Genomic DNA, 24,010 nt, shown 5'->3' with positions numbered 1-24,010 from the left:
CGCGCCACCCTATCTCAGGAGCCGTGACCGGCCGTCAGCTCCGCCGGGCACAAGGTGCGGGGCGGGGGCGGCCGGCCGTTGACGAGGTAGGCGTGCACCCGGGCGCGCAGGCAGGTGGCGCGGAGCTTGGCGGCCCCCTGCTCCAGGTACGCGCCGTGCCCGTCGCCGTGCCAGAGCGCCGTCGCGCCGGGGATCCGCGCGGCCAGGCGGGCGGAGGCGGAGGCGGGGCCGACCGTGTCCAGCCGCCCGATGCCGACGAGCACCGAGGGGCCCTTGCCCAGGTGAACGGGGCGCGGCGGCCAGGCGGGGCGTCCGCTCAGACCCAGGCAGCGGCCGACCTCGTAGCGGCCGCTCAGCCAGCCCACGCGGGGCGCGACCGCGCGCAGCCGCTCCTCCATCGCCAGGAACCGGCGGTAGCCGGGCACGGCGGGCATGAAGTCGTGGCACAGCATCGACCGGGTCACCGTCGCGGGCGCGACCGGCGGCGGCTCGGCCGCCATCGCGGCCAGCGGACCCACGTCGCCCGCCTCGGCTGCCGACAACGCCCGCGCCAACTCGGGCCAGCGCCGAGGGACGAGCCCGGCGAACACGGCGGCGGCGATCCGGCGGCCGTCCAGCGTACGTCCTGGGCCGGGCAGGGGCGCCCCGTCGAGCAGCCCGTCGAGCACCGACACGGCGTCGTCGTCGAGGGGACAGCCCAGGTGCGCGGCACACCAGTCGCGGAACCGGGCCAACTGCCGCTCGGCCGCCCGCGCGTGGGCGATCAGCCTTCGCCCGACGCCGGGCTCGCCATGGTCGGGCACGCCCTCCAGGTACATCCGCTCGACCCTGCGCGGAAACAGCTCCAGGTACGCCTGCCCGTACACCGCCCCGTAGCCGTTGCCGAAGTACCGCAGCCGCCGCTCGCCGAGGGCGGCACGCAGGGCGTCGAGGTCGTGTGCCACCTGCCAGGACGTGAGGCCCGCGTAGGCGGGTCCGGCGGCGATGCGGCAACTGCGGTCGTAGGCGGCGTTGTCACGCGCGTACGCACGCCACGCGGCCCGCCCAGGGGTCACCTGGAGCCTGCGGGGGTCGGGCTGCGGCACGGAACACCGCACCATGGCCGGACTCCCCCGGTCACCGATGCCGCGCGGCTCCACGAGCACCACGTCGAACCACCGGGCCAGCTCGCTGACGGTGTCGGGCCGGTGCCGCACCCCCTGCACGGTGGAGCCCTCCCCCGTGTTCACGACCAGCGCCCCCATGCTCCGGACCGGGTCACGGGCAGGCATCCTGGCCAGATCGATCTCCGTACGGGCGCCGCCCGGCCGAGCCCAGTCGACCGGCACCGACAACCTCCCGCACTGCAACCCATCCCCACAGTCCCACCACCCCTCCCACCCCCACCCACGCCCTTCCACACGCCCACCCCCAAAACCCCCAGCCCACTTCCCCACCCCCCAAGCACCACCCGCCCCACCGTCGAGCCCGGAAAAGCCACCACCCACCACACCCGAGCCACCAGCAGATGCCCCGAATCGGCCCCCCGCCCCGCCCAAGCCACCAGCCGACACCGGGACCGCCGCCTCCAGACCCCCAGCGAACGCCAAGGATCGGCCGCCCGCCATACCCAGGCCACCGGCGGGCGCAGGGAGTCCGCCCCCGTCCCCGCCCAAGTCGGCGGGGGCAGGCCGAACGGGGTGGGCGCCCATCGCTGAGGGCCCGCCCGCTACGGATTCACCCGCTGAAGGCCCACCCGATGAAGGCCCACCCGATGAAGGCCCACCCGCTACGGATTCACCTGCTGATGGCCCACCCGCTTCGGACCCCACCGCTGAGGGCCCGCCCACACCGGGCCCCACCCTCCCGCGAGCCGAGGCCCCGGCATCCGACATCCCCGAGCCGCCAACGACAACGGCGACGACAATCGCGGCGGCAGTGGCGGTGGCGGCGATCATAGCGACCGCCGCCCGGCCGATCCGCCGCGCCCACCGAACGCGCGTCGCCCACGGAACGCGACCCACCGACGGATCACACCGCATCCGCCCAACCCGGCGCACCAGCAAAAGGCGCCGCATCCACTGAACGCGCCCCATCGACAAGACACGCCAGATGCGACGAACGCCACGGACCGACCCAAGGCGACGAGCCGACCCAAGGCCACAGGCCGACCCCTCACGACAAGCCAACGCGACACGAGAGCCCGACGCGGAGCCCGACGCAACACGAGGACCCGACGCGACACGAGGAGCCGACCCATCACGACGGGCCACCCCATCACGACGGGCCGCCCCAAGGTCACGTACCCAGGCGACACGGCAGACCCGCCGAAGCCCCTGACCCCACCAAAGCCCCTGACCCCACCAAAGCCCCTGACCCCGCCGACCCCCCTGACGGCGCCGCGCCCACTGAACCACGTTCATGTGCATCGCCCCCGAGGGTCACAGCCGTCACAAAACGCAGCCCAGTGTCCCAGCGCCCGGCCGCGCGGATCAGTGCCTTACCGAGGCCGGAGGTAAAATCTGCACCCCCTTCAGCGCCGTGTCCCGAAAAATTCCCGTATACCGTTCACCAGCGACTCGGGCGCCGCCATGGCCACCATGTGACTGGGGCTCTGCCCCTGCCCCCAGTACGCGAGGTCGTTACCGCGTTCCGCGATCCGCCTCAGCACCGAGGGCCCGCCGTGCGTCACCCCGGAGGGCACCACGGTCTGCTCGATGGGCAGCCCGGCCGCGCCGTCGTAGTACGTCCAGGACGACGACCCGCCGGTGCCGGTGAACCAGTACAGGCTGGCGTTGGTGAGCACCAGATCCCTGGCGATGTGCTCGGCCTCCGGCGCGTCCCACCCGTCGAACTCCTTGAACCTCTCCACCAGATAGGCGAGTTGCGTCACCGGCGAGTCGGCGAACCCGTACGCGAGCGTCTGCGGCCTGGCCGCCAGGTACGGCCCGTACCCGCTGCCCCCGGACATCCGCCCGGCCATCACCTCCAGCTCGGCCAGCTCCTCGGCACTGGCCTCGTCCAGTTCCCCGGGCTTGCCGGTGGGGATGCCGAGCCCGGCGGTGATGAGCGAGCCGACCACGTGCTCGGCGGCCAGGACCGCGAGCTGCGGCGTGACGAGGGCGCCCGCGTCGTTGCCCTGCGCGCCGTAGCGCTCGTACCCGAGCCGGCTCATCAGCTCGGCCCAGGTGCGCGCCACCCGCTCGATGCTCCACGGCCGCTGGTCGGCGGGCTCCGGGAACGGCGAGAACCCGAACCCGGGCAGCGACGGCGCCACGACGTGGAAGGCGACGGAGGGGTCGAGGCCGTGGCCGCGCGGGTCGGTGAGCGGCCCGATCACGTCGAGGAACTCGGCCACGGTGTTCGGCCAGCTATGCGTCATGATCAGCGGCAGCGCGCCGGGCTCGGGCGAGCGTACGTGCAGGTAGTGGATCGTCTGGCCGTCGATGACGGTGGTGAACTGCGGGAAGGCGTTCAGCCGGGCCTCCTGGGCGCGCCAGTCGAACCCGTCGGCCCAGTACGCGGCCAGCTCGCGCAGGTAGGCCACCGGCACGCCCCTGCTCCACCCGCCGGGCAACTGCGCCGCCCACCTGGTACGCCTCAGGCGGTCGTACAGGTCGTCGAGGTCGGTCTGCGGGATGTCGATAAGGAAAGGCTGGATTTCGTTCATGACCAGCACCGTAGCCCTCAATGCGGAACATTTCGTTCCGCGTTCACCTCCGGCCGGTCCCCGTCCCTTCAGACCTCCTGCGGCAGCACGCGAGCACCCAAAGGCCCCCACCAACGCGAAAAGGCCCCGCACGGTTTCCCGTGCGGGGCCTTGACGACCTACTTCCTGCCCGTGATCACCGGGCAGCGGCTGAGACCCTCAGGAGGACCTCAGCTCTGCCCACCCGCGAGCTTCTCGCGCAGAGCCGCGAGCGCCTCGTCAGAGGCGAGCGCGCCGCTGGCCGGGGTGGAGGAGGTGGAGCCGCCGCCCTGCTGGGGCTGCGTCTCGCCGCTGTAGGACGAGGGAGCGGCCTCGCCGGCCTCCGCCTCGGCCTTGCGGGCCTCCTCGATCTGCTTCCTGTGGGCCTCGAAGCGCTGCTGGGCCTCGGCGTACTGCCGCTCCCACTCCTCACGCTGCTTGTCGAAGCCCTCGAGCCACTCCCCGGTCTCCGAGTCGAAGCCCTCGGGGTAGATGTAGTTGCCCTGGTCGTCGTAGGTGGCCGCCATGCCGTAGAGGGTCGGGTCGAACTCGACCTCGGTGCCGACACCCTCGTTGGCCTGCTTCAGCGAGAGGCTGATGCGACGACGGTCGAGGTCGATGTCGATGATCTTCACGAAGATCTCGTCGCCGACCTGGACGACCTGCTCGGGGATCTCCACGTGCCGCTCGGCCAGCTCGGAGATGTGCACCAGACCCTCGATGCCCTCCTCGACCCGGACGAACGCACCGAACGGCACCAGCTTGGTGACGCGGCCCGGCACGACCTGGCCGATCTGGTGGGTGCGGGCGAACTGCTGCCACGGGTCTTCCTGGGTGGCCTTGAGCGACAGGGAGACGCGCTCGCGCTCCATGTCGACGTCGAGGACCTCGACCGTGACCTCCTGGCCGACCTCGACCACCTCGGACGGGTGATCGATGTGCTTCCAGGACAGCTCGGAGACGTGGACCAGGCCGTCTACGCCGCCCAAGTCGACGAACGCGCCGAAGTTGACGATCGAGGAGACGACGCCCTTGCGGACCTGCCCCTTCTGAAGGGTGTTGAGGAACGTCTGGCGAACCTCGGACTGCGTCTGCTCGAGCCAGGCACGGCGCGAAAGGACCACGTTGTTGCGGTTCTTGTCGAGCTCGATGATCTTGGCTTCGAGCTCACGCCCGACGTACGGCTGCAGATCGCGCACACGGCGCATCTCGACCAGGGACGCCGGGAGGAAGCCGCGCAGGCCGATGTCGAGGATGAGACCACCCTTGACGACCTCGATGACGGTGCCGGTGACGATGCCGTCCTCGTCCTTGATCTTCTCGATCGTGCCCCAGGCGCGCTCGTACTGAGCCCGCTTCTTGGACAGGATCAGGCGGCCCTCTTTGTCCTCCTTCTGGAGGACCAGGGCTTCGACGTGCTCTCCGACTTCCACGACGTCAGCAGGATCGACATCGTGCTTGATCGAAAGCTCGCGCGAGGGGATGACACCCTCGGTCTTGTAGCCGATATCGAGAAGAACCTCGTCTCGATCGACCTTGACGACGGTGCCCTCGACGATGTCGCCGTCGTTGAAATACTTGATGGTCTCGTCGATCGCCGCGAGGAAGGCTTCCTCGGACCCGATGTCGTTGACCGCTACCTGCGGGGTGCTCGAGGTGGCCTCAGTGCTGGACGTCATGTGTGGAATTGCTCCGAACGCGGACAGGATGTCGATGTGGCGGATGCGCGGCAGGCCCTCTTCCGCATCAAGCCGAGGAATTACGACATCGACGTGACCGAGCGCGAGCCCGCTCCGTCTGAGGCGCGCGCGAGCCCACAGCGCAGCGATCAGCATATGAGACCTTCGCCACGGGGTCAATCCGGGGAGGAGTCAATAGACGATGACCTCACGCCCTCGCTTGAGGACGATATTACCTCGAAGTTTCTCCGGCATGGAGATCCGCTCCGGATCGCCGTCGCTGACGAAGCGCTCACCAGGGTGCTTGTCCAGCCACTCCAGCCAGTACTGCGAGCACCACTTGCGGCACTCGCCCTTCTTGCCGTTGCTCTGGATGCGCTGGATCGCCCCGCGGTCAAACTTTTTCGCGTACGGCGAAAGTGACGGCTCGGCCCCGGCGAGGAACACTCCGGCAAAATCATACCGCGTGCCGTCCCAGGACCCGGTCCTGGCCGGTTTCTTGCCCCGGGGCAGCGACCCGTACGGCAGGGCCATCGTCTCCGACGGCGGCGCGCCGAGCTTCCCGAGCAGGCGCTCGATCCGGACGATCTGCTCCTGCACCTTCTTGCGTTTGAGACGGCGCAGGTCGGGGTGGCTCCAGGTGTGGTTGGCCACCTCGTAGCCGTGCTCGACCAGCCACCGCACGGCGGCCGCCTGCGCGTCGCGGTCGCGCAGCCCGAAGGGCTCGCGGTTGATCCAGAACGTGGCCGTCGGCCGGAAGCCCGGATATCGGCGCGCGACGTCCTCGATCACGCCCACGGCCGTGTCGGGCCGCGGCGCGCCGCCCGCGTCGAGCCCGAAGTGGCTGCGGTGCCCGTCGTCGAACGTCAGCACGACCGGGAACTTCCCCGCGGGCACCCGGATGTCGCCGGTGACGAACTCCCTGGCGGTGATCGGCACGTATCCCTTCTTGGCCAGCTTCTCCAGCTCGTCCCTGAGCTGGGCGGGCGTGCGGTCGAGCGAGGCGATCCGCTTGGCCAGGACGCGGTGGTACATCAGCACCGGCACCAGCCCGGCCTCGTTGGCGCGCACCTGGCGGGCGAACTCGGGGGTGGCGACGGCCCCGGGCGGCTGGCCGACAGGGGACGGGGTCGGCGGCCCCGGGCTGCCCCCGGGCGTGGCGGCCGCCTTCGGCCCGGCGGAGCTCGGCTCGGTGCGGGCCTGCCCGCCGTGCGGCCGGGGCTCGCCGGGTAACAGGCTGAGGCCGGCGACGGCGACGACGATCACCAGGACGTTCGCGATGCCGACGATCCGCGTGAGAGATGCTGGTTGCCGCACGAAACTCCCGGCCGTTCGGTGAAGGGGTCACACAGTTGCTCACACAGTCGCGGAGCGCCGCCGTCCGGGCGGCCCCGCCTCAGTGGCCCGCGTCTTCCCAGGTGCGCCCCACGCCCACGGAGACCTCCAGCGGCACCCGAAGGTGGTAGGCGGCGTTCATCTGGTCGCGGACGAGCTGCGTGAGCCGCTCCAGCTCGCCGGCCGCCACCTCGAACACCAGCTCGTCGTGCACCTGCAGCAGCATCCGCGAGGTCAGCTCCTCCTCGCGCAGCGCCTGGTGCACGTGGAGCATCGCGACCTTGATGATGTCGGCCGCCGAGCCCTGGATGGGGGCGTTGAGCGCCATCCGCTCGGCCATCTCGCGACGCTGACGGTTGTCGCTGGTGAGGTCGGGCAGGTAGCGGCGGCGGCCCATGATCGTCTCGGTGTAGCCGTCGGCGCGGGCCTGGGCGACGATCGCGTGCAGGAAGTCGCGTACGCCGCCGAACTCCTGGAAGTATTCCTCCTTCAGCGCCCGCGCCTCGGCCACCGGGATGTTGAGCTGCTGGGCCAGCCCGAAGTCGGACAGGCCGTAGGCCAGGCCGTAGTTCATCGCCTTGATGCGGGCCCGCAGCTCGCCGTCGATCTGCTCGGGCGGCAGGTCGAACACCCGCGCCGCGGTGGCCTGGTGGAAGTCGTGGCCCGACTCGAACGCCGCGATCAGCGACTCGTCGCCCGACAGGTGGGCCATGATGCGCAGCTCGATCTGGCTGTAGTCGGCGGTCAGCAGCGTCTCGAAGCCCGCGCCGACCACGAAGCTCTGCCGGATGCGGCGGCCCTCGGCGGTACGGATCGGGATGTTCTGCAGGTTGGGCTTCTCCGACGACAGCCGGCCCGTGGCCGCGATGATCTGGTTGAACGTGGTGTGGATGCGCCCGTCGTCGCCGATCTCCTTGATGAGGCCCTCGACCGTGGTGCGCAGCTTCTGCTGGTCGCGGTGGCGCAGCATGATCGTGGGCAGCTCGTGCTCGGTCTGGGCGGCCAGCCAGGCGAGCTGGTCGGCGTCGGTGCTGTAGCCGGTCTTGATCTTCTTCGTCTTGGGCAGGTTGAGCCGGACGAAGAGGATCTCCTGGAGCTGCTTGGGCGAGCCGAGGTTGAACTGCTCGCCGACCGAGCGGTGGGCCTCCTCCACCGCGTGCTTGACCGCGGCCCCGAACTCGGCCTCCAGCCCGGTGAAGTATTCGCTGTCGACGGCGATGCCGGACTGCTCCATCCCGGCCAGCACCGACAGCAGCGGCAGCTCGACGTCGGCCAGGAGCTGGGTGCCGCCCCGCCCGGCCAGGAACGCCTCCAGGGCCTCGGCCAGCTCGCGCACGGCGTGGGCGCGCAGGGCGAGGTCTTTGGCCGGGGCGTCCTCGTCGTCGCCGAAGAGCGCGGCCTGCCCGCTGGGCTCCTCCTCGGCCCGCAGGTCGCGGTGGAGGTAGCGGCGGGCGAGGTCTTCGAGGGCGAACGTGCGCTGGCCCGGCATGGCCAGATAGGCGGCCAGGGCGGTGTCGCAGCTCAGGCCGCGCAGCTCCATGCCCTGCGCCCACAGGGCCAGGATGGGCCCCTTGGCGTCGTGGACGGCCTTGGGCCTGGTCGCGTCGCCCAGCCAGGCCCGCAGCGCGGCCTCGTCGCCCTCGGTGAGCTTGACGGGGTCGATGTGCGCGGCGGTGCCGTCGGGCGAGGCGACGGCGATGGCGTCGATGCGGCCGGTGCCGCTGCCGTAGGAGCCCTTGAACGCCAGCCCGGCACGGCCCTCGGGGAGCGCGGAGAGCCACCCGGCGACCCGGTCGGGGCCGAGCAGCACGGTCTCGACCTCGAAGCCCTGCTCGGGCTCCTGCTCGCCGGTGCCGAGCACCTTGAACACCCGCTCGCGCAGCTCGCCGCGGATCTGCAGGCTGTCGAACAGCTTGTTGATCTCCTCGCGGTCCCACTCGCCCTGCTGGAGGTCGCCCAGCTCCGCCTCGACGGGGACGTCGCGCAGCAGCTCGGTGAGCCGGCGGTTCATCAGCACCTGGGCGACGTGCTCCCGCAGCTTGTCGCCGACCTTGCCCTTGACCTCGTCGACCCGGTCGACGAGCGCGGTCAGCGAGCCGAACTCGCGCACCCACTTGGCCGCGGTCTTCTCCCCCACGCTGGGGATGCTCAGCAGGTTGTCGCTGGGGTCGCCGCGCAGGGCGGCGAAGTCGGGGTACTGCACGGGGGTGAGCCCGTATTTCTCCTCGACGGCCTCGGGCGTGAACCGGGTCATGTCGCTGATGCCGCGCCTGGTCATCAGGACGGTGACGTGCTCGTTGACCAACTGCAGCGCGTCGCGGTCGCCGGTGACGATCAGGACGTCCATGCCCTGCTCGTCGGCGCGGGTGGCCAGGGTCGCGATGAGGTCGTCGGCCTCGAAGCCGGCCCTGGACAGGCGCGGGATGCGCAACGTGTCGAGCAGCTCGTAGATGAGCTGCATCTGGCCGCGGAAGTCTTCCGGCGTCTCGCTCCTGTTGGCCTTGTATTCGGCGTACGCCTCGTGCCGGAACGTGGGCTCCGACCGGTCGAAGGCCACCGCGACGTGCGTCGGCTGCTCGTCGCGCAGGACGTTGGTCAGCATGGACGTGAACCCGTAGACCGCCTCGGTGTGCTGACCGTCGGTGGTCATGAGGTTGGCGTCCTTGAGCGCGTAGAACGCGCGGTAGGCCAGGGAATGCCCGTCGAGCAGCAACAGGCACGGGCGGCTGGGGGTCACTTCACTCTTCGGCACAGAGGCAGCCTAGTCTGCGTCTGCGACAGAAAACCTGAGCTCGGAAGAGTGGAGGCGTCCCTTTGACGCAGACCGGCCCCACGGACCCCGCACCCGCCCCCGCGTCCGCGGACCCCGCCCTCCTGGATCCCGCGTTCTTCGGCGCGGTGCACGAGGGCACGCTCGTCCACCGGATGGGCATCGAGTTCCTGGAGGCGAGCGCGGAGCGGGTGGTGGCCAGGATGCCCGTGGCGGGCAACACGCAGCCGTACGGGCTGCTGCACGGAGGGGCCTCCGCGGTGCTCGCCGAGACGCTGGGCTCGACGGGGGCGGCCATCCACGCCGGGCCCGAGCGCATCGCCGTGGGGATCGAGCTGAACGCCACCCACCACCGCTCGGCGACGTCGGGTCACGTCACGGGTGTCGCGACGCGGTTGCACGGGGGTCGCACGTTGGCGACGTACGACGTCGAGATCAGCGACGAGCGGGGACGGCGCGTGTGCACCGCCCGCCTCACCTGCATGCTGCGCGACCGCTGACCATGACGTGACCGTGGCGTGACCCTGGCGTGACCCTGGCGTCACTTTGACCGATCCTTTGCACGCGGCCCCCACGGGTCGCTACGGTGGTCCCCACCAGAGCCCGCGGGGAGGCCCAGTAGAAAACGTGTTCGGTCCCGTTCGAGCGCGGAGGTTCCCGCGTACGGCAGGGTAAGCCCCTACACGGCCCCAAAGGCCGCCCCGCGGGTTCGTCGACCCTTTCTCCGTGATCGTTACCGATTCGTTTCTCAAAGCGCCAGGTGTATACCCCGATTTAGCCCCTGACCAGCGTTGTTGGTTCCTCACATGAGTGACACACGCATGTCACTAATTGGTGACGAACCATACTGAAACGGGCGTCGCAGGAATAAGCTCCCGCCATTGCATCCCAGTTGTGCCTGCGATGCGCGCATGTCGAGATGGAGGGGCACAACCCCGCCTTGACTACCCGAGGGAGCACCATTGCGCAGAGCCGTGATCGCGTTCACGGCCTTTCTGAGTGGCTTCATCTTCCTGATCGCCGGCCCCGCGCACGCGGACCCCGCCGATTGCCAGGGATTGAGGGGCACACTCAAACTCCAAGGCCAGCCAGTGAACGGCGCCAAAATCGCCGTGACCACCGAGGGCGGACAACCCGTCAAGGAGGTCGCAACCGACGCACAAGGCACGTGGGACGTTCAGGTCGACAAACCGGGTAAGTACCAGGTCACCCTGGATGTCAGCAGTCTTCCACAGAACTCGGAAGTGCGCGGTGGCACCAATGTCCGCACCCCGACGGTCTACGAGGGCAACTGCTCCACGGTGCTGTTCGCGCTCCAGCCCAAGGGTGCCGCGGACCAGCAGCAGGGGGACGGCGGTGGCGGGAGCACGTTCTGGGCACAGGCGGCGCAGCTCACGTTCGAGGGCCTCAACCTCGGCCTGATCATCGCCCTCGCCGCGCTCGGCCTCTCGCTCATCTACGGCACCACCGGCCTGACCAACTTCGCCCACGGCGAGCTGGTCACCCTGGGCGCCATCCTGGCCTACGCGTTCAACATCGGCATGGGGCTGCATCTCATCCCAGCGGCGGTGATAGCCGTCGCCGTCGCCGCGGTCCTCGGGTATCTGCAGGACCGGCTCTTCTGGGGGCAACTGCGCCGGCGCGGCACCGGCACGATCGCCATGATGATCATCTCGATCGGCGTGGCGCTCTTCCTGCGGTACGTGTTCCTGATCTTCTTCGGCGGCCAGACCGAGGCGTACGCCCAGTACACCGCCCAGCCCGGCATCCAGGTCGGCCCCATCTCGGCCGCTCCCAAGAACTTCGTCGCCATGGGCATCGAGCTGGCGGTCCTCATCATCGTCGGCATCGCGCTGCTGCGCACCCGCACCGGCAAGGCCGCCCGCGCGGTGGCCGACAACCCGGCGCTGGCGGCCTCGTCCGGCATCAACGTCGACCGGGTCATCCGGATCATCTGGACGTTCGGCGGCGCCATCGCGGCACTGGCCGGCATCATGCTCGGGCTCTCGCAGAACCTGAAGTACACGATGGGCCAGGACATCCTGCTGCTCATCTTCGCCGGCGTCACGCTCGGCGGCCTCGGCACCGCGTTCGGCGCCCTGGTGGGCTCGCTCGTGGTCGGCCTGTTCATCCAGGTCTCGACCCTGTGGGTGCCGCCGGAGCTCAAGAGCGTCGGCGCGCTGGCCGTACTCATCATCGTGCTCCTCGTCCGGCCGCAGGGCATCCTGGGCCGCCGCGAGCGGATCGGCTGATCGGGGGAGGATCACCATGGACTGGATCACGATCATCAGCACCACCCTCAAGGCCGCGGTCAACGTCGAGACGGTGCTGTACGGACTCGCCGCCATCGGCATCAACATCCACTTCGGCTACACCGGCCTGCTCAACTTCGGCCAGGCCGCGTTCATGGGCGTGGCCGGCTACGGCCTGGCCGTGACGGTCACCGTCATGGGCCTGCCGTTCTGGATCGGCATCATCGTCGGCCTGATCGCGGCCGTGATTCTGGCGATCCTGCTGGGCATACCGACCCTGCAGCTTCGCGCCGACTACCTGGCCATCGTCACCATCGCCGCGGCGGAGATCGTCCGGCTCATCTTCCGCTCGGTGCAGTTCAAGAGCGTCTTCGGCGGCTCCGACGGCCAGCGCGGCTTCACCGACGGCTTCTACGCGCTCAACCCGTTCCCCGACGGCGAGTACGGCTTCAACCTCGGGCCCGTGCCGCTGTTCTTCAACCACCGCACGCTGTGGGTGCTGGTCGTCGGCTGGCTGCTGGTGGCCCTGTGCTGCGCCATCGTCTTCCTGCTGATGAAGAGCCCCTGGGGCCGCGTGCTCAAGGCCATCCGCGAGGACGAGGACGCGGTGCGCAGCCTGGGCAAGAGCGTGTTCTCGTACAAGATGCAGTCGCTCATCCTGGGCGGCGTCATCGGGTGCCTGGGCGGCTTCATCTACGGCCTGGCCTACGGGTCGGTGCAGCCCGACGTCTTCGGCACCGAGACCACCTTCTACCTGTACACGATGGTCATCCTGGGCGGCGCCGCCCGCGTGCTCGGCCCCGTCGTCGGGGCGATGCTGTTCTGGGTGCTGCTCGTCCTGCTGAACGGCGTGCTCAGCGAGGCCGTCGGCGCCGGCGTCATCACGTTCATCGACACCAACCAGGTCGGCGCCCTGCGGTACGTCTTCGTCGGTCTCGGCCTCATCCTGTTGCTCGTCTTCCGGCCACAGGGCATCTTCGGTGACAAGAGGGAGATTGCGATCGATGCACGCTGAGACCCCCACCACGACCACCGAGCGCAAGGCCGCGGCACTGGCGGCCTTCAAGGATCTGGCGCGCGAGCCCGGCGTGCCCAAGCCCGACCCCATCCTCGTGGTCGACAACGTGGTGCGCCGCTTCGGCGGCCTGACCGCCGTCGAGGTGGAGCACGTCGAGATCCAGCGCGGCTCCATCACCGCGCTGATCGGCCCCAACGGGGCGGGCAAGACCACGTTCTTCAACCAGCTCACCGGCTTCGACACGGCCGACTCCGGGTCGTGGCGGTTCAACGACCGGTCGATGAACGGCGTGCCCGCGCACAAGGTCGCCCGGGCGGGCATGGTCCGCACGTTCCAGCTCACCAAGGCGCTCTCGCGCCTGACGGTGCTGGAGAACATGCGCCTGGGCGCGCAGCGGCAGAAGGGCGAGAACTTCTGGCGGGCCCTGGTGCCGGGCTCCTGGCGAGCCCAGGAGGACGAGATCACCGAGCGCGCCGAGGAGCTGCTGGCGCGGTTCAAGCTCGACGCCAAGCGCGACGACTTCGCCGGGTCGCTGTCCGGCGGCCAGCGCAAGCTGCTGGAGATGGCCCGCGCGCTCATGGTCCAGCCCGAGCTGGTCATGCTCGACGAGCCGATGGCCGGGGTGAACCCGGCGCTGACGCAGTCGCTGCTCGGGCACGTCAAGGACCTGCGCGAGCAGGGCATGACGGTGCTGTTCGTCGAGCACGACATGGACATGGTCCGCGACATCAGCGACTGGGTCGTCGTCATGGCGCAGGGCGCGGTGATCGCCGAGGGCCCGCCGTCCACGATCATGTCCGACGAGCGCGTGATCGACGCCTACCTGGGCGCCCACCACGACGCCCCGCTGTCGGACACCGAGCTGGCGGCCCAGCTTCACGAGGCCGAGGCGGCCCTGGAGGCCGAGATCGAAGAGGAGACGCAGAAGTGAGCGCCGACGAAGCGCCGGCCCCCGGCCCGGCCCCAGAAGCGGCAGCAGCAGCGGCAGCGGCCCCGGAGGCGGTGTCCCAGGCGGCCGTCACCGACCGCTCCGCCCACCTGGCGGGCGCCGAGGACGCCCTGCTGCGCTGCGACGAGCTGATCGCGGGCTACCTGCCCGGCGTCAACATCCTCAACGGCTCGGACCTGTACGTGAAGGACGGCGAGCTGATCGGCATCATCGGCCCCAACGGCGCCGGCAAGTCGACGCTGCTGAAGGCCATGTTCGGGCTCGTCAACATCCGCAGCGGCACGGTGCTGCTCAAGGGCGAGAACATCACGAACATGAAGGCCCACTCGCTGGTCTCCCGCGGCGTCGGTTACGTGCCGCAGACCAACAACGTCTTCCCCAGCCTCACCATCGAGGAGAACCTCGAGATGGGCGCCTTCCAGGTGCCGGGGAAGTTCAAGGAGCGCTTCGAGTTCGTGGCCGAGCTGTTCCCCGCGCTCAAGGAGCGGCGCAAGCAGCGCGCCGGCTCCCTGTCGGGCGGTGAGCGGCAGATGGTGGCCATGGCCAGGGCCCTCATGACCGAGCCGTCGGTGCTGCTGCTCGACGAGCCGTCGGCCGGTCTGTCGCCCAAGCTGCAGGACCTGGTCTTCATCCAGGCCCAGCAGATCAACAAGGCCGGCGTCACCGTGATCATGGTGGAGCAGAACGCGCGGCGCTGCCTGCAGATCTGCCACCGCGGCTACGTGCTCGACCAGGGCCGCAACGCCTACACCGGCACCGGCCGGCAGCTCGCCAACGACCCCAAGGTCATCGAGCTCTACCTCGGGACGCTCGCCAAGGCGTGACGCGACGACCGAGACGGGGAAGGGGCTCCCCCAGGGCCCCTTCCCCGTTTTTCTGTGGCGGGATGTGAACGGCATGCGAAGAGGGCCCGGTCGGGTGACCGGGCCCTCTTCGTACGCTTCTGCGGGACTGGGGCGATGCTCAGCCGGCGATGTTGCCGGTGCGGTACTCCAGGGCCTTGGTGGCGTACTTGTTGTCCTCGCCGTACTGGTAGATGCCGATGGTGGCGACCGCCGGGTCACCGGCCTCGTTGAACTCGACCGGGCCGCTGACGCCCTCGTAGTCGATGTCCGTGCCGGCCTTCAGCAGGTCGACGCACTCCTTGAAGCTCTTGCACTTCTCGCCGCCCTTGCTGACCTCGGCCAGCTTGGCCGCGATGTCCACGCCGGCGTCGCTCTTGGCGGCCTCGGCGGCCAGCGCGATCAGGTTCGCCGCGTCGTACGACTCGGGGGCGTAGCTGAAGTCCTCGAGGTCCTTGTTGATCTCGAGCAGCTTGGTCTGGAAGTCCTCGGGGGCCGCGGCGCCGGGGATCGTGCCCTTCACACCCGTGAGCGTGCCCTTGGGCATCTTCACGTAGTTGGTGTTGGAGGTGTTGCCGTCGACCATGTACCACTTGTGCTTGCTGGCCGGCATGCCCTGCTTGATCAGCTCCTGGACGACCTTCGCGGTCTCCTCGAAGCCGACCAGCACGATGCCCTTGGGGTTCTTGGCCTTGAGCTTGGCGACGTCGGCGGAGAAGTCGGCCGCCTTGGGGTCGTAGTCGACGCGCTCGACGACTTCGGCGCCGCCGTCGGTGACGGTCTTCTGGACCTGGTCGGCCAGGCCGGTGCCGTACGAGTCCTGCATCGCCATGATGCCGACCGTGTCGTTGCCGTCGGCCACGATCAGGTCGCCGAGCACGCGGCCCTGCAGCTTGTCCGGCGGCGCGGTACGGAAGTACAGGCCGTTGTCGTTGATCGTGGTGAACGCGTCGGAGGTGTTGGCCGGCGAGAAGTGGATCACGCCGGCACCCGTGATCTTGTCGATCACGGACTCGGACACCGACGAGGACGCGGCGCCGATGATGGCGTCGGCCTTCTGCGCCAGCAACTTGTCCACCGACTGCGAGGCGATGTTCGTCGTCGTGTCGCCCGAGTCGGTGTCGAACTTGGCGACCGGCTTGCCCAGCACGCCCCCGGCGTCGTTGATCTCCTTGAGGGCCAGGTCGACCCCCGCGAACTCGGGCGGGCCGAGGAACGCCAGCGAACCGGTCTGGGGCAGCAGCGTGCCGAGGGTGAGCGTGCCGTCGCCCTTCGCCGCGGGGGCGGACGCGGAGGAGGCGGGCGCGGAAGCACTGGGGGAGGTCTGCGTGGCGGTGTCACTGCCGCCACCACCGCAGGCTGTCAGGGCCAGGCTGGTGGCAGCCACGACGGCCAGCGCCCGCCCCACGGGAGCAATGCGGATCATGAAGTGTCTCCTTCATTTCCAGGCCGGGATCCGTCAGCACCGCCGAGCGTTCCCGATCGAATGCAGGAAACGTACAAAATCGCTGTGTACTCCAACCAGGTCCGGTGGGGAACTGTCGGCACTTGGATGCGGAGTCGTAATCACTCCTCAACTTACGGACCTGCGTAAGGACGCTTAATCTGCGACAGGTGAAGCGCATTACCGTTCCCCTCGCGATCACCTTCCTCGCCGCCGCCGCCTGCGCTTCGCCGCCACCGCCCGCGGCCCCGGCCGCCACGCCTCCGCCCGGGGTGTCGGTCTCGCTCGCGCAATGGCGTTCGGACGAGCCGGTGCACGAGCTTCAGGTGGCCGTCCGAAATACCGGTGACACCTCCGTCTATTTCGCCGATCTTCAGCTCGTGTCGGAGTCGTTCACGACATTGCCGCCGCAGCGGGCCGACGCGGCCATCGGGCGGACCGAACGTACGGACCTGCCCATCAAGTACGGCCCCGCCAAATGCTCCCCGCAGGGGCTGCCTCAGGTCCGTCCTGCCACGGTCGTGGCCCACGTCCGCACCGGCTCCGAGGAGGCCCTGCGCGAGGTGGTCTTCCCCGTGCCGCACCCCGACCCGCTGCTGGCCAGGCTGCTGCGCGACGAGTGCTCGGAGTTCCTGGTCAAGCAGGCGGCGAGCATCGAGTTCGGCCCGGAGTGGACGGAGACGGACGCCGAGTCCGGCAGCGGGGCGGGCGATGGGGCGAACCGGGTCATGCGGGGCAACCTCGTGGTCACGCGGCGCGGGGCGGGCGCGGTGACGATCAACGACGTGGGCGGCACCACCCACTACATCGTCACCCCGGAGAGCAGACCGCTGGGCACGCTGGCGGCCGGGGCGCGGCGGCTGGAGGTGCCGGTCGAGCTGAGTCCCGGCCGCTGCGACCCGCACGCGTTCGCCGAGGCCAAGAAGGCGTTCCTGTTCCCGGTGCGGGCCGCCGTCGACGGGGGCGAGGAGCGCGTGGTGATCGTGACGCCGCCCAAGCCGCTGCAGGACCGCCTCATCGCGTACGCCCTGCGGGCCTGCGGCCTCCCCGGCTGACCGCTCGAACGAAAAATCCCGCCCCCCACCGGGGACGGCGGGGAACGGGAGAGCCCCCGCCCTCCCTTCACAGGACCTCAGGGGAGGGCAGGGGGCGGGGGAAGGCGGTCAGCCCTCGATCTTGCCGGTGCGGTACTCCAGCGCCTTGGCGGCGTCGTACGTGTTGTCGTCGCCGTACTGGTAGACGCCGATCGTGGCCACGGACGGGTCACCGTTGGCGTCGAACTCCACCGGCCCGCTGATCCCGTCGTAGTCGATGTCCTTGCCGGCCTTGAGCAGGTCGACGCACTCCTTGAAGCTCTTGCACTTCTCGCCGCCCTTGCTGACCTCGGCCAGCTTGGCGGCGATGGACTTGCCGGTGTCGTCCTTGGCGGCCTCGGCGGCCAGGGCGATCAGGTTGGCGGCGTCGTACGACTCTGCGGCGTAGGTGAAGTCGTCGAGGTCGGGGTTGATCTCCTGGAGCTTCTTCCTGAACTCCCCGGGGGCCTCGGCGCCGGGGATGGTGCCCTTGACGCCCTTGAGCGTGCCCTTGGGCATCTCCTTGTAGTTGGTGTTCGACATGTTGCCGTCCACCATGTACCACTTCACCTTGTCGGCGGTGAGCCCCTGCTTGACCAGCTCGGCCACGACCTTGGCGCCCTCCTCGAAGCCGATCAGCACGACGGCCTTGGGGTTCTTGGCCTTGATCCGGGCGACGTCGGCGGAGAAGTCGGCCGCCTTGGGGTCGTAGTCGACCCGCTCGACGACGCTCGCGCCGCCCGCCTCGGCGGTCGCGGTGATCTGGTCGGCCAGGCCGGAGCCGTAGGAGTCCTGCATGGCCAGGATGCCGACGGTGTCGTTGCCGTCGGCCACGACCAGGTCGCCGAGCACGCGGCCCTGCAGCTTGTCCGGCGGCGCGGTACGGAAGTACAGGCCGTTGTCGTTGATCGTGGTGAACGCGTCGGAGGTGTTGGCCGGCGAGAACTGCACGACCCCCGCCCCCGTGATCTTGTCAATGATCGACTCCGACACCGACGAGGACGCGGCGCCGATGATGGCGTCGGCCTTCTGCGCGAGCAGCTTGTCCACCGACTGCGAGGCGATGTTGGTCGTCGTGTCGCCCGAGTCGGTGTCGATCTTGTTGACCGGCTTGCCCAGCACCCCGCCGGCCTCGTTGATCTCCTTGACGGCCTGGTCCACACCGGCGAACTCGGGCGGGCCGAGGAAGGCCAGCGAACCCGTCTGCGGCAGGACCGTCCCGATGGTCAGCGTGCCGTCGCCCTTCGCCGCCGGCGCCGAGGAGGCAGCCGTGGACGGCGCGGCGGAGGCGGACTGCTGTGCGGACGTGTCACCGCCGCCGCCACAGGCCGTCAGGGCCAGGCTCGCCGCGGCCGCGACGGCCAGGACGCGTCCCGCTGGAGCAATGCGGTACATCAAAGAGACTCCCCTTATCTCAGCGAAGGACGATCACCTTCGCCGGGTTTTCCGAGTTCAGCATGCCTGTTCTGGGTGCTAATGGGGAGTTCTTACGAGGCTTTTATGCCGATTCGTAATGTCCCAAACACCCTAAGTAATGACTTGTTTCGCGAGAGTTACCGATACCTCCTGATAAGTAACCTCCGATCAGAAATTTCCGGGCCAGGGGCTAAATGCGAACGTCACCCGGCGACGTTGCCCTTGCGATATTCGAGGGCCTTGGCGGCGTTGAACGTGTTGTCGGGGCCGTACTGGTAGACGCCGATCGTCGCGACCGACGGGTCACCCACGTCGTTGAAGTCGACGGGCCCGCTGACGCCCTCATAGTCGATGTCCTGGCCGGCTCTGAGCAGGTCGGCGCACTCCTTGAAGCTCTCGCACTTCTCGCCGCCCTTGCTGACCTCCACCAGTTCGCCCGCGATCGCCGCCCCGGAGTCGTCGCCGGCCGCCTCGGCGGCCAGCGCGATGAGCGTGACGGCGTCGTACGACTCCGTCGCGTACGTGAACTCGCTCAGCTCCGGATCCACCGCCAGCAGCCGCTTCTGGAACGCCTCCGGCGCCGCCGCCCCCGGCAGGGTGCCCTTGACCCCCTCCAGCGTGCCCTTCGGAGCCGTGGCGAAGTTGGTGTTGGACATGTTGCCGTCGACCATGTACCACTTGTGCCTGTCGCTGGTCAGCCCCTGCTTGACCAGCTCCTGCACCACTTTCGCGGTCTCCTCGAAGCCGATCAGCACGATGCCCTTGGGGTTCTTGGCCTTGATCCGGGCGACGTCGGCGGAGAAGTCGGCCGCCTTCGGGTCGTAGTCGACCCGCTCCACCACGGTCGCCCCGCCCGCCTCGGCCGTCGCGGTCACCTGGTCGGCCAGGCCCGAGCCGTAGGAGTCCTGCATGGCGAGGATCCCGATGGTGTCGTTGCCGTCGGAGACCACCAGGTCGCCCAGGACCCGCCCCTGCAGCTTGTCCGGCGGCGCGGTACGGAAGTACAGCCCGTTGTCGTTGATCGTGGTGAACGCGTCGGAGGTGTTGGCCGGGGAGAACTGCACCACCCCCGCCCTCGTGATCTTGTCGATCACCGACTCCGACACCGACGACGAGGCGGCCCCGACGATCGCGTCCGCCTTCTGCGCCAGCAGCTTGTCCACCGACTGCGAGGCGATGTTGGTCGTCGTGTCACCCGAGTCGGTGTCGAACTTGGCGACCGGCCTGCCCAGCACCCCGCCCGCCTCGTTGATCTCCTTGAGCGCGAGGTCGACGCCCCCGAACATGGGCGGCCCCAGGTACGCCAGCGAACCCGTCTGCGGCAGCACCGTGCCGACGGTCAGCGTGCCGTCCCCCTTCGCCGCCCGGCCAGGGGAGGGCTGCCCGGAAGAGGGCTGTACCGAGGCCGAGCCCGTGGCGCCGGGGACCGGGCCGCCGGACGAACACGCCGCCAGCGCCGCGCACGCCGTCACGGCGGCGAGCGGCACGCGGAAAATGCGGATCATCGAGAGCGTCTCCGTTCGAAGATGAGCGAACGTTCCGTCCGCCCATCAGTTACGCGCCGGGACGCCGACCGCGAAAGCACCCGAGGCCGGTTGGATGCCCAGTCGTAACCGAACCACCACCCATCGGGTCAAATCACCTGATATTGCGCCTTCTCAAGATCGCTCCGCCGCGTCGTCTATAACGATCTGGGCTACCTCACGCATGCTCAGCCGCCGGTCCATCGACGCCTTCTGGATCCACCGGAACGCCTGCGGCTCGCTCCAGCCGTGCTGCGTCATCAACTGGCCCTTGGCCCGCTCGACCAGCTTCCTGGTCTCCAGCCGCTCCGACAGGCTCGACACCTCGGCGGCCAGCGCCACCATCTCCTCGTGCCTGCTGACCGCCATCTCGATCGCCGGCACCAGGTCGGCCTTGGTGAACGGCTTGACCAGGTAGGCCATGGCCCCGGCGTCCCGCGCCCGCTCGACCAGATCACGCTGGGAGAAGGCGGTCAGGATCAGGCAGGGGGCGATCCGGTCGGCGACGATCCGCTCGGCCGCCGAGATGCCGTCGAGCACGGGCATCTTCACGTCGAGGATGACGAGGTCGGGTCTCAGGTCGGCGGCCAGTTGGATCGCCTGCTCACCGTCACCGGCCTCGCCCACGACGACGTAGCCGTCCTCCTGGAGCATCTCCTTGAGGTCGAGGCGGATCAGGGCCTCGTCTTCCGCGATCACTACTCGCCGCTGCGTACTCACGAGCAGAAGAGTACAGACGTCCGGTAGATTAGATCCACGCCGGTGCGGCTCGGGCGCTACGCTACGAGATCCCAGACCGGTCACCCCCGCCCCGGTAGACCAATCGGCAGAGTCGATGGCCTCAAAATCCATACAGTGTGGGTTCGAATCCCACCCGGGGCACTTCACCGTGAGCCGCCGGGCCCTCGTCGGCCGGGCGTCTCGCCCTCTCCTGCGACGGTCCTCGGCCACCATCCGGCCGCCGTCGTACCGGCCCGTCGGCCTGCGAAGCCGGGCGTGGGCGACTTTTCGGAATCGCTCCCAGTGGGAATAGCCGTTTCAAGATCGGTGACTACCGGGGGGTGGGCGGGATGCCGTTGAGCGTGGCGGTGCGGGAGGCGTTCCTGGCGGAGCCGCACATCGCGAGCCTGGCCGTCGAGTCCGGCGAGGGCCGGGCCCCGCTGACCGTACCGGTCTGGTACGACTACAGTCCCGGCGGCGACGTCAGGTTCCTGACCGACGAAGACTCGATCAAGGCCAGGCTGATCGCGAAGTCGGGCCGGTTCTCGATCCTGGTGCAGCGGGTGAGCCCCACCTACCGCTACGTGTCGGTGGAGGGGTCGGTCGTGGGCTCGGGGCCGACCACGCTCGACGAGCTGACCCGCATCTCGGCCCGCTACCTGCCGCCCGACGCGGTCTCGGGCTACGTCCAGGGATCCGACCTGAACGTGCTCGTGACCTTCAGGATGCGGCCGGAACGCTGGCTCTCGGCCGACCTGGGCGCCCTGGGCTGACCTGCGAAACGGTATTTTTGGGCGTGTGACTGCTATCGATCCCGCCTCGACCGGCGCCTTCGGCGTCGGCCTGGCCACCGTCGCCGCCGACGGCACCGTACTCGACACCTGGTTCCCCGCCCCCGAGCTGGGCGACGCGCCCGCCTCGGGCACGCGGCGGCTGTCCGCCGAGGAGGCGGGCGAGCTGGCCGAGCTGACCGGCCCCGACGCGGCGCGCGGCGTGGAGGTGGTGGCGGTGCGCACCGAGATCGCCAAGCTCTCCGAGCCGCCCGCCGACGCCCACGACGTCTACCTGCGCCTGCACCTGCTCTCCGCGCGCCTGGTGCGGCCGCACGGCGTCAGCCTGGAGGGCGTCTTCGGCCTGCTGGCGAACGTGGTGTGGACGAACTTCGGGCCGTGCCCGGTGGCCGGCTTCGAGCGTACGCGGCTGCGGCTGCGGGCCAGGGGCGCGGTGACGGTCTACGGGGTGGACAAGTTCCCCCGCATGGTCGACTACGTGCTGCCCGAAGGGGTGCGCGTCGCCGACGCCGACCGGGTGCGCCTGGGCGCCCACCTGGCCGCCGGCACCACGGTCATGCACGAGGGCTTCGTGAACTTCAACGCCGGCACGCTGGGCGCCTCGATGGTCGAGGGCCGGGTCTCCGCCGGGGTGGTCGTCGGCGACGGCTCCGACGTGGGCGGCGGCGCCTCGATCATGGGCACGCTGTCGGGCGGCGGCAAGCAGGTCATCTCGGTCGGCGAGCGCTGCCTGCTGGGCGCGAACTCCGGGCTGGGCATCTCGCTGGGCGACGACTGCGTGGTGGAGGCCGGGCTCTACGTCACCGCGGGCACCAAGGTGAGCCTGCCCGACGGCACCGTGGTGAAGGCGGCCGAGCTGTCGGGCTCCGACGGGGTCCTGCTGCGCCGCAACTCGCAGTCGGGGGCCGTGGAGGCGGTGCCGCGTACGGGCGGCCGGATCGAGCTCAACGCCGCCCTGCACGCCAACTGACGCGCCGACGGCCCGCCGCGCCAAGCCCCTCGCTGGAGGGGAGGCGCGGCGTCGGAAAGCGGCGGGCCCCGCGTGGCGACGGCCGACGCGGGGCCGGGCTGGTCGCTCGCCCTGTCGGCTCAGTGAGTGTGTGAGACCGCCGAGCCGATCGTGTGGACGCGCAGCGCGTTGGTGGAGCCGTGGGTGCCGGGAGGCGAACCGGCCACGATGACCACCTTGTCGCCCTTCTCCAGCCGCCCCAGCGACAGCAGCGACGCCTCCACCTGCCGCACCATGTCATCGGTGTGGTGCACGAACGGCACGTGGAACGTCTCCACCCCCCACGTCAGCGAGAGCTGCCCCCGCACGTGCGGCGCGGAGGTGAAGGCCAGCAGCGGGATCGGCGAGCGGTAGCGGGCCAGCCGCCGCGCCGTCTCGCCCGACATCGTGAAGGCCACCAGCGCCTTGGCGCCGACGATCGCCCCCACCTCGGCCGCGGCCCGCGCGATGGCGCCGCCGGTGGTCTCGGGCATGCGCTCCAGCGTGTGGGTGGCGTGCAGCGAGGACTTCTCCGCGGCGCAGGCGATGCGGTCCATCGTGGAGACGGCCTCGATCGGGTAGTTGCCGACCGAGGTCTCGCCCGACAGCATGACCGCGTCGGCGCCGTCCATGACCGCGTAGGCCACGTCGGACGTCTCGGCGCGGGTGGGGCGCGGGGAGTTCATCATCGAGTCGAGCATCTGGGTGGCCACGATGACCGGGTGGGCCTTCTCGCGGCACAGCTCGATGATGCGCCGCTGCACGATCGGCACCTGCTCCAGCGGAAGCTCGACGCCGAGGTCGCCACGGGCCACCATGATGCCGTCGAAGGCGTCGACGATCTCGGGGAGGCGGTCGACGGCCTGCGGCTTCTCGATCTTGGCGAGCAGCGGCAGCCGGACGGCCTCCTGCTCCATGATGTTGCGCACCACGTCGGCGTCGGACGGGCGGCGCACGAACGACAGGGCGATCATGTCGAAGCCGGTGCGCAGCGCCCAGCGCAGGTCGGCCTCGTCCTTGTCGGTGAGCGCGGGGGCGCTGACGTTGACGCCGGGCAGGTTGAGGCCCTTGTTGTCGGAGATCATGCCCCCGATGACGACGCGGGTGACGATGCGCTCGCCGTCGACGCGGGTGGCCTCGAGCACGAGGCGGCCGTCGTCGACCAGGATCGTGTCACCGGGACGCACGTCGTTGGGCAGGCCCTTGTAGGTGGTGGAGACCTGCTCGCGGTCGCCCGGCACGTCTTCGGTGGTGATGGTGAAGACGTCGCCGAAGCCCAGCCTGACCGGCCCCTCCTCGAACGTGCCGACGCGGATCTTGGGGCCCTGCAGGTCGGCGAGCACGCCTACACCGCGGCCGAGGTCGGCCGCCACCTCCCTGACCCGGTCATAGATCTCTCTGTGCAGGTCATGATTGCCATGGCTGAGGTTGAACCGTGCCACGTCCATGCCTGCCGCGATCAGCTCGTGGAGGCGTTCTTTGGAGGAAGTGGCGGGGCCTAGGGTGCAGACTATTTTCGCGCGACGAGTCACGAGTCCTACCT

At 69.7% G+C, this 24,010-nt stretch carries 18 protein-coding genes and 1 tRNA gene; 9 read left to right on the top strand and 10 right to left on the bottom strand.

What is annotated here, in order from left to right; all coding sequences use genetic code 11:
* Nucleotides 1-14: 14 nt before the first annotated feature.
* From ACZ6S0_RS08695 to polA, 5 genes are all read right to left on the bottom strand, one after another.
* A complete protein-coding gene (locus ACZ6S0_RS08695; protein WP_465914732.1) occupies nucleotides 15-1,328 on the bottom strand; it encodes an alpha/beta hydrolase in 1,314 nt (437 codons plus the stop codon).
* A 1,184-nt stretch (nucleotides 1,329-2,512) separates the two neighbouring features.
* The gene (locus ACZ6S0_RS08690) at nucleotides 2,513-3,649 is read right to left on the bottom strand and encodes an epoxide hydrolase family protein (protein ID WP_465914730.1); all 1,137 of its coding nucleotides are present in this window, start codon (nucleotides 3,647-3,649) and stop codon (nucleotides 2,513-2,515) included.
* Nucleotides 3,650-3,858: 209 nt separating this feature from the next.
* Complete coding sequence (gene rpsA, locus ACZ6S0_RS08685; protein ID WP_465914728.1) at nucleotides 3,859-5,346, bottom strand: 30S ribosomal protein S1; 1,488 nt, start codon at nucleotides 5,344-5,346, stop codon at nucleotides 3,859-3,861.
* Between the two features lie 192 nt (nucleotides 5,347-5,538).
* Entirely contained in the window at nucleotides 5,539-6,663 is a 1,125-nt protein-coding gene (locus tag ACZ6S0_RS08680) for a polysaccharide deacetylase family protein (RefSeq protein ID WP_465914726.1), read from the bottom strand.
* A 79-nt stretch (nucleotides 6,664-6,742) separates the two neighbouring features.
* Nucleotides 6,743-9,433, bottom strand: coding sequence for a DNA polymerase I (polA, locus tag ACZ6S0_RS08675; RefSeq protein ID WP_465914725.1), 2,691 nt, complete (start codon nucleotides 9,431-9,433; stop codon nucleotides 6,743-6,745).
* Nucleotides 9,434-9,606: 173 nt separating this feature from the next.
* Between polA and ACZ6S0_RS08670 the strand changes: the two genes are divergently transcribed.
* The 5 genes from ACZ6S0_RS08670 to ACZ6S0_RS08650 all read left to right on the top strand — a co-directional run bounded on the left by ACZ6S0_RS08670 (nucleotide 9,607) and on the right by ACZ6S0_RS08650 (nucleotide 14,494).
* Nucleotides 9,607-9,951: a PaaI family thioesterase gene (locus ACZ6S0_RS08670; protein WP_465915236.1), complete on the top strand. Its 345-nt coding sequence runs from the start codon at nucleotides 9,607-9,609 to the stop codon at nucleotides 9,949-9,951.
* A gap of 591 nt (nucleotides 9,952-10,542) precedes the next feature.
* Nucleotides 10,543-11,703 carry a branched-chain amino acid ABC transporter permease gene (locus tag ACZ6S0_RS08665; protein WP_465914723.1) on the top strand — a complete coding sequence of 387 codons (1,161 nt, stop codon included), beginning with the start codon at nucleotides 10,543-10,545 and terminating at the stop codon, nucleotides 11,701-11,703.
* Nucleotides 11,704-11,719: 16 nt separating this feature from the next.
* On the top strand, nucleotides 11,720-12,718 hold the full coding sequence (locus ACZ6S0_RS08660) for a branched-chain amino acid ABC transporter permease (protein WP_465914721.1): 999 nt from the start codon (nucleotides 11,720-11,722) through the stop codon (nucleotides 12,716-12,718).
* A complete protein-coding gene (locus ACZ6S0_RS08655) occupies nucleotides 12,708-13,652 on the top strand; it encodes an ABC transporter ATP-binding protein (protein ID WP_465914720.1) in 945 nt (314 codons plus the stop codon). Before ACZ6S0_RS08660 ends, ACZ6S0_RS08655 begins: the two co-directional genes overlap by 11 nt.
* A complete protein-coding gene (locus ACZ6S0_RS08650) occupies nucleotides 13,649-14,494 on the top strand; it encodes an ABC transporter ATP-binding protein (protein WP_465914718.1) in 846 nt (281 codons plus the stop codon). Before ACZ6S0_RS08655 ends, ACZ6S0_RS08650 begins: the two co-directional genes overlap by 4 nt.
* Before the next feature lie 139 nt (nucleotides 14,495-14,633).
* Here ACZ6S0_RS08650 and ACZ6S0_RS08645 read toward each other — a convergent pair whose 3' ends face one another.
* Nucleotides 14,634-15,938: an ABC transporter substrate-binding protein gene (locus tag ACZ6S0_RS08645; protein WP_465914716.1), complete on the bottom strand. Its 1,305-nt coding sequence runs from the start codon at nucleotides 15,936-15,938 to the stop codon at nucleotides 14,634-14,636.
* Between the two features lie 188 nt (nucleotides 15,939-16,126).
* On the opposite strand from ACZ6S0_RS08645, the gene ACZ6S0_RS08640 reads away from it, so the two are divergent.
* A complete protein-coding gene (locus ACZ6S0_RS08640; RefSeq protein WP_465914714.1) occupies nucleotides 16,127-17,011 on the top strand; it encodes a hypothetical protein in 885 nt (294 codons plus the stop codon).
* Nucleotides 17,012-17,119: 108 nt separating this feature from the next.
* On the opposite strand, the gene ACZ6S0_RS08635 is transcribed toward ACZ6S0_RS08640, so the two are convergent.
* The 3 genes from ACZ6S0_RS08635 to ACZ6S0_RS08625 form a co-directional block, all read right to left on the bottom strand.
* Nucleotides 17,120-18,424, bottom strand: coding sequence for an ABC transporter substrate-binding protein (locus ACZ6S0_RS08635; RefSeq protein WP_465914713.1), 1,305 nt, complete (start codon nucleotides 18,422-18,424; stop codon nucleotides 17,120-17,122).
* A gap of 224 nt (nucleotides 18,425-18,648) precedes the next feature.
* A complete protein-coding gene (locus ACZ6S0_RS08630) occupies nucleotides 18,649-19,950 on the bottom strand; it encodes an ABC transporter substrate-binding protein (protein WP_465914711.1) in 1,302 nt (433 codons plus the stop codon).
* A gap of 153 nt (nucleotides 19,951-20,103) precedes the next feature.
* A complete protein-coding gene (locus tag ACZ6S0_RS08625; RefSeq protein ID WP_344875661.1) occupies nucleotides 20,104-20,688 on the bottom strand; it encodes an ANTAR domain-containing response regulator in 585 nt (194 codons plus the stop codon).
* Nucleotides 20,689-20,776: 88 nt separating this feature from the next.
* Between ACZ6S0_RS08625 and ACZ6S0_RS08620 the strand changes: the two genes are divergently transcribed.
* The 3 genes from ACZ6S0_RS08620 to dapD all read left to right on the top strand — a co-directional run bounded on the left by ACZ6S0_RS08620 (nucleotide 20,777) and on the right by dapD (nucleotide 22,449).
* Nucleotides 20,777-20,850: transfer RNA gene (locus ACZ6S0_RS08620), tRNA-Leu, on the top strand.
* Nucleotides 20,851-21,038: 188 nt separating this feature from the next.
* Nucleotides 21,039-21,461, top strand: coding sequence for a pyridoxamine 5'-phosphate oxidase family protein (locus ACZ6S0_RS08615; RefSeq protein WP_465914709.1), 423 nt, complete (start codon nucleotides 21,039-21,041; stop codon nucleotides 21,459-21,461).
* Nucleotides 21,462-21,486: 25 nt separating this feature from the next.
* Nucleotides 21,487-22,449 (top strand): 2,3,4,5-tetrahydropyridine-2,6-dicarboxylate N-succinyltransferase, encoded by a 963-nt coding sequence (gene dapD, locus ACZ6S0_RS08610; RefSeq protein ID WP_465914708.1) that lies wholly within the window; start codon nucleotides 21,487-21,489, stop codon nucleotides 22,447-22,449.
* A gap of 119 nt (nucleotides 22,450-22,568) precedes the next feature.
* Here dapD and pyk read toward each other — a convergent pair whose 3' ends face one another.
* Nucleotides 22,569-23,999, bottom strand: a complete 1,431-nt coding sequence (pyk, locus tag ACZ6S0_RS08605; protein ID WP_344875668.1) for a pyruvate kinase — start codon at nucleotides 23,997-23,999, stop codon at nucleotides 22,569-22,571.
* Nucleotides 24,000-24,010 lie beyond the last annotated feature (11 nt).

This window comes from Nonomuraea sp. NPDC051298, from assembly GCF_055586305.1.
This window is presented reverse-complemented; position numbering and strand designations above follow the sequence as displayed.

Bases quoted from the DNA above. Each gene is read 5' to 3' on its own strand.
- ACZ6S0_RS08690 (WP_465914730.1), bottom strand. From the start codon at position 3,649: ATGAACGAAATCCAGCCTTTCCTTATCGACATCCCGCAGACCGACCTC.
- rpsA (WP_465914728.1), bottom strand. From the start codon at position 5,346: ATGACGTCCAGCACTGAGGCCACCTCGAGCACCCCGCAGGTAGCGGTC.
- ACZ6S0_RS08670 (WP_465915236.1), top strand. From the start codon at position 9,607: ATGGGCATCGAGTTCCTGGAGGCGAGCGCGGAGCGGGTGGTGGCCAGG.
- ACZ6S0_RS08660 (WP_465914721.1), top strand. From the start codon at position 11,720: ATGGACTGGATCACGATCATCAGCACCACCCTCAAGGCCGCGGTCAAC.
- ACZ6S0_RS08655 (WP_465914720.1), top strand. From the start codon at position 12,708: ATGCACGCTGAGACCCCCACCACGACCACCGAGCGCAAGGCCGCGGCA.
- ACZ6S0_RS08645 (WP_465914716.1), bottom strand. From the start codon at position 15,938: ATGATCCGCATTGCTCCCGTGGGGCGGGCGCTGGCCGTCGTGGCTGCC.
- ACZ6S0_RS08635 (WP_465914713.1), bottom strand. From the start codon at position 18,424: ATGTACCGCATTGCTCCAGCGGGACGCGTCCTGGCCGTCGCGGCCGCG.
- ACZ6S0_RS08630 (WP_465914711.1), bottom strand. From the start codon at position 19,950: ATGATCCGCATTTTCCGCGTGCCGCTCGCCGCCGTGACGGCGTGCGCG.
- ACZ6S0_RS08615 (WP_465914709.1), top strand. From the start codon at position 21,039: ATGCCGTTGAGCGTGGCGGTGCGGGAGGCGTTCCTGGCGGAGCCGCAC.